Here is a 12,995-nt window from a genome sequence, read left to right as displayed (position 1 = left end):
TTTTTATAAAAAATAGTAGGGAGGTGGGGGAGAGAGGTTTTGTGTGGGGAAACTATGTTTCTCTCCCCTTAATGTAGTTTTAGGCTTTTATTATTCCATATAACATGGCTATTACGCCTATTATGGCGATTAGTATGGCTATGTTGACGCCTATTGTTACTAATATTCCTTCGTATATTCTTGTTCCTCCGAGTAGTAATGTGATTATTGATAGTAGTACTAGTATTACTCCTATTTTTCTGAGTAGGTCGTTGTTCATGTTATTGTCCTCCTTCTACCCATTTTGGGTGTTCTTTCTCTGCTTCTTGTTTGTCCATTTCTCCTGAGAATATTGACATCTCGATTGGGTATTTTTCCGGATGCATGTGGACGTTCATGAAGTGGAATAGGAATCCGGCTAGACTTAGTACGGCGAATGCTCCGTGTATGTATCTGAATGCGAGTACTGTTTGTAGTGACATGAATTCTAGGAATATTGTTGGGAACCAGAGTACTAATCCGGTTATTAGGAATATTACGGCTTCAACTCCTATTATCCATACTTCTGTTTTTTCTAGGTATCCGTATTTAGGTAGTTGTGGTTTTTTATTGGATAGTCCGAATGCGTATTTTACGTCTTGCATCATTTCTTTGATGTCGTTTGGTTTTGGGATTACTCTTTTTAGGATGCCTTTGTCGTAGATGACTGTTGCTATTGCGACGTATATCAGGAAGTATAGGACTGTGAATGCCATTACTACTGCCGCGACTCTGTGAACTACCATTGTTACTTCGAAGCCGCCCATTATTGTGGGTATCCAGCCAAGTTGGTCTGGGAAGAATAGTGGTAGTCCTGTTATGTAGAGTACGAGGACGGATATTGCGTATAGTAAGTGTACGTATACTTGTTTTGGTGAGAATCTAGTTAGGTAGTCTGTCATTTAGTGTTCCCTCCTCCATTTCATTACGCTTAGTAGTGCCAGAAATAATATACCGAGTATTCCAAGTGCGACTACTATGTACATGATGTCTTGTACTAGGTATACTAGGTTCATTGTTTCTCCGTAGTCGGGTGTTGGCATTCGATCGATTTCTGTTAGTGGGATTATTGAGTCGCTTGCGTACCATAGTGTTCCTACTGTTATTGCTATCGCTGCTATTGCTGAGGCGAGCGATAGTTTCTTTCTTTTCTTGATCTCGTTCATACTATTCACTGTTGGTCACCCAAATAAAGTGGTGAGTGGAGTGTGACCATTGTGGTCAGGGACTCACTATCGGTTTTCCGGTCTTCGCGACTCTTTCTTGGTATTCTTCGGTGATTTCAGTCATGTCTCCTGCTAGTATTGCGTTGGTTACGCAGTTTGCAGCGCATGCTGGTTCTTTTCCTTCTTCTATTCTGTCTACACAGAATGTGCATTTGTTCATTGTTCCTTTGCTGCCTGTTGCGCCGTCTCTTCCGAACTGTGGTGCTCCGAATGGACATGCGTATAGGCAGTATCCACAGCCGATGCATTCATCATCATCTACTGTGACTATTCCGTCATCTCTTTTTTCTATTGCGTTTACTGGGCAGATTGTTGCGCATGGTGCGTCTGAGCAATGTAGACATGACATTGGCCAGTGTTCTTCTTCACCTTCAACTCCTTCATCTACTGTAACTACTTTACGCCAGTTTACGCCTCTTTCTACTCCTTGTTCTCTTTTGCAGGCTACCTCGCATCCTCCGCACTCTATGCAGCGGGATGTGTCAACGAGGAATCCATATGTGTTTTCAACCATCTTTTTTTACCTCCTTTTTGTTTTTAGCTTCTCTTTTCGTAGATTTCATGGTATTTACTTGCTTCGTTGCTGCTTGCTTTCTCTATTTTACAGATACCTGCTTTTGTTTCCTGCATCTGGCTGGTCCATGCGTATCCGTAGTTGCATACTTTGTTTGCTGGCTCTCCGATTCCGTATGGAATCTTTCCTTCTGGGTAGTGGTCTGTACGGTCTTCTCCTCCGAACAATCCGAACCAGTGGTATGGTAGGAATACGTGGTCTTCCATGGGTCTTTCTGTGACTTTTGCTTTGACAAGTATCTTGCCTTCCCGTGTTTCTACCCATACTATGTCTTCATCTCTTATGTTGAGGTCGTTTGCGTTTCTTGGGTTGATTTCTACGTACATCTCGGGCTGTAGTTCTACGAGCCACCAACACTGTCTTGTTCCGGCTCCTCCACCCATGTGTTCTACTTGTCGACCGCTTGTTAGTACGAGTGGGTATTCTTCTGCGTCGTCTTTTCTTTCTTGTTGTTTGGTTTCGAACTCGGTTGTGAGTCGGTAGTGGTTTTCTCGGTCTGCGTATGTTGGGTATTCTTCTATTAGGTCTGGTCTTGGACTGTTTATTGGTTCTCGGTGTACGGGTAATCCATCTCCACCTTGGTTTGCCCATTCCCATAGCCAGATCCTTGCTTTACCACGACCGCTTGGCACCAAGTTGTTTTCTATCGCTTGTTTATAGTCTGTTTCTAGGTCTCTTGACCAACTTCCTTCTATTCCGTATTCATCTACTAGTTGGTCGTGTCCGTTTTCACCTGACAACATGCTTACGTTTGATATTTCGTCGACTACTGGCTCGAGTATTTCTTCCATCATGTCGTTTAGGCCTTCGAGTAGTTCTTCTCGGCTTGGTGATTCGGTTCCGAATCGGACTCGGAAGTCATGTCCTCCTTCAGATATCGGTATGTCGTTTCTGTATAGTATTGGTGTTCCTGGGTGGTCTTCGTTCCAGCATGGCCATGGTTTTCCGAAGTAGTCTCCGTCGTATTCTCCTCCTTCTGCTTGTAGTGTGTCTGGGTTGAAGTGGTGGCTGTATTCGGCATGTCCTTTGAGTGTTTCTGGTGTTCCTCCTGTGTATTGGATTGTTTTGCAGCCCATGTTGATTTCTCTTGTGACGTCTTCGGGCATTTCGTCCCATTCGCCATTTCTGTTTTTAGCGTATTCGTCTTTGAACCCGAATCTGTCGGCGAGTTCGAGCATTATTTCGTAGTCTGGCCTGCTGTCTTCTATTGGGTCTGTTACTTTGAATCTCCATTGTTGTTGTCTTGAGGTGCTGCTTACGCTTCCTTCTTCTTCTAGTTGTGTGCAGGCTGGTAGTAGGTATAGGTCGTCTTCTCGGTCTGTTAATGCGGATGCTGCTGATGGGTATGGGTTTACGATTACAACGAGGTCGGCTTCATCTAGGGCTTGTTTTTCTCTCTCCATCTCGGTTATGGAGTTTAGGCTGTGTCCCCAAACTACTACTGCCTTTACGTTGTTTGGTTGGTCTATTTCGTCTTCGTCTTTTATGACGCCTTCATACCATCTTGATACTGTGAATCCGTCTCTTTCCATTAATTCTTTGTTTTCGAACCTGTCGGCCATCCAGTCGTAGTCTACATCCCAGACATTGCACCAGTGTTCCCATCCGCCTTGGTCTAATCCATAGTAGGCTGGGAGTGAGTGTGATAGTATGCACATGTCTGTTGCGCCCTGTACGTTGTCGTGGCCTCTTAATGCGTTTACTCCTCCACCTGGTTTTCCAGCGTTTCCGAGTACGAGTTGTAGTATTGCGTATGACCTTACGTTTTGGGCTCCTTTGCTGTGTTGGGTTGTTCCCATTGAATAGAGTATGGTCATTGGGCCGTCTTCGCCACTGTTTTCAATTAGTAGTTCAGCAAATTCGTCTAGTTTTTCTTCTGGTGTGCCACATATGTTTGAAACTGTTTCTCGGTCATAGTTTTGTACGCTTTCTTCTAGTACTGGGAAGCCGTATGTTCGGTTTTCTATCATTTCTTCGTCGTATTCGCCTTCGTCTATGGCTTTTTTAACTGCGTACATTATTAGTGGTATGTCTGTTCCGGATCTGAATGGTACGTATAGGTCTGCTTGTGCTGCTGTTTTTGTGTATCTTGGGTCTGCTACTACTATTTTTGCGTCGTTTTGTTCTCTTGCTTGTATTACGTGTCGCATTGCTGCTGGATGTGCTTCTGCTGCGTTTGATCCTATGAAGAATGCGCATTTTGTGTTTGAGAGGTCGTTTACGTTGTTTGTTTGGGCTCCGTATCCCCATGTGTTTGCTAGTCCGAAGACTGTGGTTGAGTGGCAGATTCTGGCTTGGTGGTCTACGTTGTTTGTTCCCCAGAATGCTGCGAGTTTTCTGAACATATAGGCTTCTTCGTTGCTGATTTTTGCGGATCCCATCCACATTACTGAGTCTGGTCCGTATTCTTCTCTTATGTCGAGTAGTTTGTCTGCGATGTCGTCTAATGCGTTGTCCCAATCTAGTCTTTGCCAGTCTCCTCCTTCTTTAACCATTGGTGCTTCTACTCGGTTTGGTGTTTTGACGAGTTGGTGTTCTGCGTTTCCTTTGGAGCACATTCCTCCTTGGTTGACAGGATGTCCTTTCCATGCTTCCTGTCCTACGAATTCTCCATCTACGACTCTTGCTTTTAGGCCGCAGCCTAGTGAGCAGTTTGTGCATATTGTTTTAACGAGTTCTTCATCTCCTTCTGGAGCTGCGTCGACTGATCCTATCATGCCGTCGAAGTAGTCGCGGGATTGTGAGTAGCCCGCGAGTCCGGCGGCGGTTGTGAGGGCGGTTGCCTTTAGGAAGGTCCGCCTTTTAAGTTTTGCTTTGTTTAATAAACTTTCATCATTTGATTTATCCATTGTATGTATAACCCCCGTGTTCTTTATCCTTTGAAAAGTAAATCTATGAAACTTAAATAGTTTTTCATGATTATTGATTATAATTTTGGGGTGTTTAAAATAAGTAACAGTAATAACAGGGTTAACCAACCCATTTCAAACAAACCAAACTGGTCGTCGATAAAACAAAAAAAAGTTGGGGTTAATCCCCAGTTATGCCAACAAAATTCTCCCTCTCAAAATTGAGAAAGCCCTCTGTTATGAGTGCAACAGCCTCATAGAAACTTGACTCATCAGACTCCACCAAATCACTACACATCTCAGGAACCCAAACTAATATATGGTCCTCAAGAAACTCACGTTGATACATAACAGCGTCTTCATCACCATCAAGAACCCTATCACAAAGATGACGCATCACATCAAACTCAAAAGCTATATGGTCCTCAGTCTTACTGAAACCATCAGCCTTACCATACTGAATCTTTCGTAAAAACTTCTTAACCTCAAGCAAAGAATCATCTCTTAACTCACCATCAACATAAAAAGATTCATATGGAATAACCTCCTTTTTAACAGGCCCAAGGAAAAGACTGGTAAACTCACGATCCAACTCATCCTTAATCAAATCAGCGTCATCATGACTATCCATAAACTCCTTAATCAAATCAAACCCCTTAACCATCTTTTCATCAAGCCAAGGATTATCGCTCTCACTAGGTATCACGAAATCATTAGAAGCTAGATCCTCTGCCATAACACGTGGAGGTTCCTCTAAATACATTCTCTGAAGAAAACTATAATAATACTTCCTTAATTCAAAAAGTTCCTCAAGTTCCATAAATCAATCACCTAAATCATCTAAATCACGAAGAGCCATCAACGGCCTACAATCCTCACAATACTTAACTAAACCTACTCGATCACCAGATCTAGAGCTATCAACACTCTCCAGTGAATCCACAACCTTCCTGTATGCCTCCATACTTATAAATTCCCTGCCACATTTCTCACAACAAACCATCTCCGACTCAAAAACACCGACCTCATCACCAAGCTTACCAAAATCCAATAAATACTCAATATCCAAAGCATCCTCAGGACATACCTCCATACAAAGCCCACATCCAGTACACCTATCATGCCTGAAAACCAACATACCCTCCTTACGCTCTAAACCACCAGTCTGACAGGCATTAGCACAGGCATTACATAAAGTACATTCACTTGAAACATCGATAAATCCAAAAGAATACCGACCCTCAACAACACCCTCACCACCCAACTCCATCAACAATGAAACAAGACATTCCCTGTTCTCATAACTATCAGGATGCCTTAAATCTACTCTGTTTCCAGTATCAACCGAGCGATAAAAAGAGTTCAACCAAGAAACATCGATGCCCCCAGCCATTACACCAACATCACCAACACCAAGTTCATCAACTATAGTCTGAGCCATATCAACAGCCGGAGACACATCACCAACTACTACAACACCATCCGCCTTACAGGCAGCATAAACAACCATTGCAGTAGATAAAGCTCCAACCTCAACCTCAACCGGTATAAATGGAGACAGTTCCCAACCACTACGGACCTCACCACCTAACTCATCTAAAACACCTTCAGAACCAAACAATAAAACATGCTTTTCTAAAGGATCTTTCCTTAAAAAACCCCCTTCTTCGTATAAGACAGTATCTAAAACATTAAAGAATGATTCATTAGAACTTTTGTGCACCGGAACCGACAATGGACATATTGCCGAGCAAAGCCCACACCCACTACATTCAACCCTATCAAAATGGATACCATCACCATCAACCCAGACAGCGTCCATAGGACATAGTTCTACACAATAAGAACAACCCTCACTACCACCAGGCCCCCTACTGTTACACAACTCCTTTCTCACATCAAGCCAAACATCTTTACGGAAACCGCCAGCATTACCCAAAACACCTGAAACACTTTCAAAAACGTCTGAACCAATTAAATTAACTCCTGATGGAAGTTCGTTATAATCAAGACCTATTGAATCATCAAACAACAACACCTGATCCGTTTCAAACAACCTTTTTTCCTTACGACCAATCTCAATCGCATCAACTGGACATACATCAACACAATCCCCACACTCATCACAACTATCTAAAACCCTATATCCAGATGTAAACGCATCTGCATGACACTCAAGACGACACCTATCACAACCAATACATCGATCGATGTCAACCATTGTCTCTTTCAACACACCAACCTCTAAATCACCAACACGCCCCTCAACCTTATATACCTCACCTTGATAAACAGAGTCATCACCAACCAACCGATCCATTGAAACATCTATCCCTTCAGGAACTATCTGAACCACATCAACCATACCGGACATATAGCCAGCAACCTTATCGGCTATATCTCCACCACCAACAACTAAAACTCTATCACCAATATTAACAGCCATATCCCTGGGCTGTTCAGAAGAACAGATCTTCTCAACCTCACCGGCAACACATCTTTTACCCGCCTCAACACCCTGTCGCTCATTATTTGAAAAACAAACATCCCTCAAATCAATAAACCTAATATCACTGGGTGGAACACCCATCTCAGAAGCAGCTTCGATAAAAGAATCACGTGCATAACTACATCCAACAACAAGAGAGTCAAGCTCGTTCCGCTCAATATCCCGCTTCAATGCCTCCAAACCAGATTCACTACACGCATCGTCAAGTAACTCTACAACCTCAGCTCCCTCAATCTCCTTAACATCTTTATACCTAACATCGACCCTGCCACTACAGGTGCAGAGAAGAACACCAGTCTTCAAAAAAAACTCACCAGATAATTAGAACATCTACAACTCTTTAAGTCTTAGGTATGAAAAACCAAAAAAACAAAAACAAATAAACAACCATAAAAAAACAAATAACCACTTCAAAACAGGAATCTTTTAAGTTTTACGACATTAATGGTATTAGAGAGAATGTTTATAAAATATCTTGAGTTATCCCTACTATTGATAACAATAATAATAGTGTTGTTCTCAGTATACGGGGTTCAAGTCTCCGAAGTAAAATACTATAGAAGAGGCCTAACCCTGATAGGCCTTGGTTTTGCATTTGTATTAACAGCCATATTTATAGATATATTAGGGGTTAATGGAACGGAAATCACGTTATACCTAACCATCGCCGGATATCTGTTTGTATTACTGGGCCTAATCCTCCTAACGTGGTTTAGAAAAAAACTAGGTCTCTAAAGGTGATTTTAGTTGAACGTTGAACAAGCACTACAAAACCTACATAGACACGAACCTAAAATCTGGAGTGATAATGAAGTTAAAATAAGAGATGAACTCGGAGACCAAATAGACATATACACATTTAAACAACTACAATCAAGTATATTCCTATTCAACCCCACAATGCTAACCGAAACATACAGCCAAACAAGAAACTTACTCAAACAAGAAGTTAATGATTGGTGTGAAAAAACCGGTTTAAACGATTTCTACCAAAACGACTTCCAACAACTAAGTGAAGAACAAAAAACCAACCACATCAAATCAATCGTCAACGAACACGTAAATAAAATACTTAAAAAAATGGGTTACGGAGTGACAAAACTCAAAAACATCGACATAGAAAACAATGAAATACGAATCGAAGTAAAAGAAAGCCTTGAATCATTCAACTCATCCAACATCAGAAGACCATACTGCTTCATGCTATCCGGACTACTCTCCGGATTAATTGGAAGCAGATTCGGAAACTGGCTAGCATACGAAGACAAATGCACAGCAACAGGCCATAACTCATGTGAATTCATAGTCGGACCCGAAGAACAAACAATAGAAAAAATGCGGAAATACCTCGACCTATCCCCCAGATTCTCATTCGGATTCAAAGGCCGATTATCATCAATGATGGCAGATTCAGGCAAAAAAGAAGACTACTCACCACTACTAGAAGAAATCACAAACAAAACACTCAACATTGTAGGACGAGACCTAAAAAGCAAACCCAGACCCGAACTAGGATCAGAAATAACAGTTCGAGCACTCCAAAAATACTACCTAACATTCTACATACAAGACTTTAAATCAGGCTCTCAAAAACTCTATGACGCAGGATACCAACAAGGATATCGATTAGCCCGAATACTAACAGCAATAGGAATAAACAACGTATACCAACTTGAGAGAGTTCTACCCGAAATGTGGAGAAAACTAGGAATAGGACTACTAAACATATATCGAGAAGGATACAACACATTCAGAATAGAGATAGAGGAATGTGCCTACAGCACCGAACTAGACCTAGACAACGAAATATGCCACTACAACTCCGGAATGTTCGCAGGAATATTCTCCCATGCACGCAGCGGCGACTTCAAATCAAAAGAAATCGCATGCAACGCAGAATCAGGAGAAAAATGCATCCACATAGTCAAAGAAAACTAAAAAACATACTAACAAAAAATTGATGTAACACCTATTTATGTTTCATAAAACCCTCAACTTATTTGTTGGTTGAGGGGAAAAGAAAAGAGTTTTTTTGGGGTTTGTTTGCTGTAGATATCTCTGTGTTTCTAGGTTTTTTTAGATATATCTTGTTGTTTCTAGGTTTTGTGGGGCTAGTGTGTCCATGTGGAATTTTTTGTAGAGTGTTGATGCGAGGTCTATGCATTTTTCTTCGTCTCCGTGTACTGTTAATACTTTTTCTGGTTTGGATTTCATGCTGCGTATGAATTCTATTAGTTGTTGTCGGTCGCTGTGGCCTGAGAATCCTTCTATGCTGTCTACATCTAGTCTTACTTTTACGCTTTCGGTTCTTTCGTTTAGGCCTGATAATGGTATTTCGTCCCATCCTTTCTGGATTCTTCGTCCTAATGTTCCTTCGGCTTGGTATCCTACGAATGTTAGGTTGTTTTTGGGGTCTGGTGCTAGTTTTTTGAAGTATTGTATTATTGGTCCGCCGTTAAGCATTCCTGATGTTGATAGTATGACGCAGGGTTCTCCTTTGATTACTTCTTGCCGCATGTTGTTGCTGTCTACTCTGTGGAATATGTCTGATAGGAATGGGTTTTTTTCTTTGTGGAATATCCTGTTTTTGATTTTTTCGTTTAGGTATTCGGGGTATGTTGTGTGGATTGCTGTTGCTTCCCATATCATTCCGTCTAGGTAGACTGGGACTTTATCCATTCTGCCGTTTCTCATGTGTTCTTCGATCACTAACATTGTTTCTTGTGACCTACCGACGGCGAAAGCTGGTATTAGAACTTTTCCTCCACGTCTTGTGGTTTCATTTACTATATCTACTAGTTTGTCTTCGCCTTTTCTCCTTGATGGCTGGTTGTCTTGGGCTCCCCCGTAGGTGGACTCCATTATTAATGATTCGACTCTTGGGAAGTCGTTTGAGGCTGAGTCGAAAAGCCTGGATTTTCCTGAGTTGAAGTCACCTGTAACTGTTACGTTGTATAGGCCTTCACCTATGTGGAAGTGTGCCATGCTTGATCCTAATATGTGGCCTGCGTTGTGTAGTGTTAGTCTTATGTCTGGAGCTATATCTGTTACTTCTCCGTACTCTAGTAGTATGGCGTGTTTTGTTGCTTCTCGAACCATCTTTGAGTTGTATGGTATTCTTTCCGATTCTCGTGCGGCGATATCTATGTAATCTAGTTGTAGTAGAGCCATTAGGTCTCTTGTTGGGGCTGTACAGTATATCGGTCCTTCATATCCATATTTATATAGTAATGGTATTAGGCCGCTGTGGTCTAGGTGGGCGTGTGTGACGACAACTGCGTCTATATCGCTTATTGGGTATGCTTCTGGTATATGTAGGTATGGTGTTTGGTTTGAATCTGAACCCGGTTTTATTCCACAATCGATTAGTACACGGGATTCAGGTGTTGATAGTAGTATCGATGAACGGCCGACCTCTCGTGAACCTCCTAGATGGGTTGTTCGGACCCATTCTTCCTCGGATGTTGGTTCTCTATGTATCTTTTTACCCACTTTTTTCAGTATTTCTTTGCGTTCTTCGCTTTGAGCACGTATATACTGTCTAACACTCTGTACAATCGGTGTTTCGATTGGTGGTTTCCGGATTACTTTAAGTGTCCACCCGATGTTTTCTGTTATCTCTCTCAATGTTGAACCATATTTCCCGATTACGAGGCCTGGTTTCTCTGCTTCTACAGTTGCTTCTCCAAACTCGGAGTCAAAATAGATATTGGTGATTCCAGCGTCATCTGGAACTATATCTCGTATCTGTTTTTCTGCTTTCTCGGGGTCTGAAAGTACCTTTACGTTTGGCCTTACTGTAACTCTTTTACGGAGTTTTTTGGCTAACTCCCGCACGATATCTCCGTCTTTAGCGAACTTCCTGGGGTCCTCCGTATATATAACTACTTCAGGCCCTTCAAACTCGACATTCGATATTGTTATTCCGTTCGGGACCTCTTCTATTATGCGATCCCTAATCTCGTTCAAAGTCTGTTGGACTGACATTCTATTTCCGTTTCTAAAAAAAATTATAATTAGATCTAAGGTTTGTTTTATATCTCGTTCTCATCTATAATCTCAAAACTATCTCTTGTTATTTTGGCTATATCTATGCCGTTTCCAGAAGAGGAATCTCTCTCCATCGCGGATTTAAGAGATCTAACAGCGATATCCACTCCTTCATCAACAGTTATATCTTCGTTGTATCTGTCTTCTAGCACACCATATGCTATTGGTGAACCAGAGCCTGTTGACGAAAGTTTTTCCTCAAGACACCCTCCTCCAGGGTCAAGTACATAGATGCTTGGCCCATCTTTATCGACCCCACCAATAACCAACTGTACGTAATATGGGAGCACTCCCCCACCAAGTATGTTTGACATCAGGGTCGATGTGGCCTTAACACTAATGGGTTTCTCTCGCTTGAGTTTATATAACTTGGTTTCTGCCTTTATTGAACGAACCAGTTTCTGAGCGTCTCCGACAGAACCAGCCATCGTAAGGCCGATTGTGTCATCGATTTTAAAAACTTTCTCCGCCCTCTTGCTGGCAATCAAGTTACCCATACTGGCGCGTCTCTCTGATCCAAGCACTACTCCATCTCTGCACACTAAACCTACGGTAGTTGTACCTTTAAATTTGTCACCGCTTTCCATAATAAAGCACCTAGAATTTGCGTTAAAAAAATCAGTTCACAAATCGCTCTTAAGAAGAGATGACTTCAAAAATACTTAAAACTTGCTGAAAACCATCCACAACGAAGAGATAAATGAACCACCCCTATATTTAGAGTGGTTATATCTTTTTTATTTGATTTCTTTTCTCAATTCACCTAGTTCTGCTACTCTTTCAGCAAAAGCGTTATGGCTGTGGATGCTTTCCTCATTTACTTGCTTTGCTGTTACTAAGGCGTTGTCAGGTAGGTTATCGAATTCATCTACTATGTATGCAATCATGTTTCTAACCGCATCTTCTACAAACACAGGGTTTTTATGCGCTTTCTCAACTACTTCTGCTTCATCCTCTCTTTTCAACAACTCGTATATCCTTGAACTCATCGATCTCTCAATTATCTCTATTAATTTCTCGATAGGAACATCATATCCGACAGGAGCTTCAATAGAGATGGTTCCACGACCTCTCTGATTATGTGTAGCGATTGGTATTTCCTCTAGAATCAAATCGATTTTGTCTCTATCCACTTCTATATCTCCTAATATCTCACGGATTCTTTCAGCCATTATACCCTGTGCACATGGACAGGCTGTTGTTCCCTTAACCTCGGTTCCAACCCGATTTCTAACTCCTTCAGGTGTGGCAACAGCTCTAGCAAAAATCTTGATTATGTCTTGAGAACGTATCTCTGAAACAGGAGCTTTCTTCTTCATAGAGAACTCGCTTTCCATATTGACTTCAGCACGACTTGCATACTCATGTCTATCAAGAATCTCTTTAGCAACCTCGACACATAGACTCTCAATCTCACATACAGGTTTCTCAAGAGCACGCTCTAAAACTTCATCTATAGCTTCAAAGTTTCTTGAAAGATTAGCTCCCTTCCTATCTGAAGGTAGATCCACGGAGATATTGAATTCAGATAGAAGTATCATCGGCCTATCTGAATCTTCTTTCATTATCTCCACATGTTTACGGATATTGGATACTCCAACCCTTGTTAAGTCAACAGAAACACTTGGTTTATCAGCTTGGACATCTGGAAGCGTCATTTTAAATTACCTACATTAATTTTTATTTTTTGATTAGCAAACCCAAATACTGAATTTGAATGGTTTGGTTTAGGTATGCGTTATACAAAGAAAAGATTACTGGAACAACTA

12 protein-coding genes are annotated in these 12,995 nt (G+C 41.5%); 2 read left to right on the top strand and 10 right to left on the bottom strand.

Translation table 11 applies throughout. The features are described from left to right. Positions 1–79 precede the first annotated feature (79 nt). From QEN48_RS04860 to QEN48_RS04830, 7 genes are all read right to left on the bottom strand, one after another. Positions 80–259: a hypothetical protein gene (locus QEN48_RS04860; RefSeq protein ID WP_280107775.1), complete on the bottom strand. Its 180-nt coding sequence runs from the start codon at positions 257–259 to the stop codon at positions 80–82. A 1-nt stretch (position 260) separates the two neighbouring features. Beyond that, positions 261–920, bottom strand: coding sequence for a cytochrome b/b6 domain-containing protein (locus QEN48_RS04855; RefSeq protein ID WP_280107774.1), 660 nt, complete (start codon positions 918–920; stop codon positions 261–263). Next, positions 921–1,184: a hypothetical protein gene (locus QEN48_RS04850; RefSeq protein WP_280107773.1), complete on the bottom strand. Its 264-nt coding sequence runs from the start codon at positions 1,182–1,184 to the stop codon at positions 921–923. 55 nt (positions 1,185–1,239) lie between these two features. After that, complete coding sequence (locus QEN48_RS04845; RefSeq protein WP_280107772.1) at positions 1,240–1,758, bottom strand: 4Fe-4S dicluster domain-containing protein; 519 nt, start codon at positions 1,756–1,758, stop codon at positions 1,240–1,242. 23 nt (positions 1,759–1,781) lie between these two features. Then, positions 1,782–4,667 (bottom strand): molybdopterin-dependent oxidoreductase, encoded by a 2,886-nt coding sequence (locus tag QEN48_RS04840; protein ID WP_280107771.1) that lies wholly within the window; start codon positions 4,665–4,667, stop codon positions 1,782–1,784. Positions 4,668–4,848: 181 nt separating this feature from the next. Next, positions 4,849–5,487: a molecular chaperone TorD family protein gene (locus QEN48_RS04835; RefSeq protein ID WP_280107770.1), complete on the bottom strand. Its 639-nt coding sequence runs from the start codon at positions 5,485–5,487 to the stop codon at positions 4,849–4,851. Positions 5,488–5,490: 3 nt separating this feature from the next. Then, entirely contained in the window at positions 5,491–7,479 is a 1,989-nt protein-coding gene (locus QEN48_RS04830; protein WP_280107769.1) for a 4Fe-4S binding protein, read from the bottom strand. A 156-nt stretch (positions 7,480–7,635) separates the two neighbouring features. Here QEN48_RS04830 and QEN48_RS04825 point away from each other — a divergent pair, with 156 nt between their 5' ends. Then, a complete protein-coding gene (locus QEN48_RS04825) occupies positions 7,636–7,911 on the top strand; it encodes a hypothetical protein (RefSeq protein WP_280107768.1) in 276 nt (91 codons plus the stop codon). A gap of 12 nt (positions 7,912–7,923) precedes the next feature. Beyond that, positions 7,924–9,114 carry a V4R domain-containing protein gene (locus QEN48_RS04820; RefSeq protein WP_280107767.1) on the top strand — a complete coding sequence of 397 codons (1,191 nt, stop codon included), beginning with the start codon at positions 7,924–7,926 and terminating at the stop codon, positions 9,112–9,114. A 138-nt stretch (positions 9,115–9,252) separates the two neighbouring features. Here the strand turns inward: QEN48_RS04820 and QEN48_RS04815 are convergent, their stop codons facing one another. The 3 genes from QEN48_RS04815 to mptA all read right to left on the bottom strand — a co-directional run bounded on the left by QEN48_RS04815 (position 9,253) and on the right by mptA (position 12,884). Further along, entirely contained in the window at positions 9,253–11,163 is a 1,911-nt protein-coding gene (locus QEN48_RS04815; protein WP_280107766.1) for a beta-CASP ribonuclease aCPSF1, read from the bottom strand. 47 nt (positions 11,164–11,210) lie between these two features. Further along, positions 11,211–11,813 (bottom strand): archaeal proteasome endopeptidase complex subunit beta, encoded by a 603-nt coding sequence (gene psmB / locus QEN48_RS04810; protein ID WP_280107765.1) that lies wholly within the window; start codon positions 11,811–11,813, stop codon positions 11,211–11,213. A gap of 150 nt (positions 11,814–11,963) precedes the next feature. Then, positions 11,964–12,884 (bottom strand): GTP cyclohydrolase MptA, encoded by a 921-nt coding sequence (gene mptA, locus QEN48_RS04805; RefSeq protein ID WP_280107764.1) that lies wholly within the window; start codon positions 12,882–12,884, stop codon positions 11,964–11,966. Between the last annotated feature and the right edge of the window lie 111 nt (positions 12,885–12,995).

Origin of the sequence: Methanonatronarchaeum sp. AMET-Sl, assembly GCF_029854155.1 — an archaeon.
Taxonomy (GTDB): domain Archaea; phylum Halobacteriota; class Methanonatronarchaeia; order Methanonatronarchaeales; family Methanonatronarchaeaceae; genus Methanonatronarchaeum.
The sequence above is the reverse complement of the archived record's forward strand: the minus strand, read 5'-3'. Positions and strand labels throughout refer to the sequence as shown.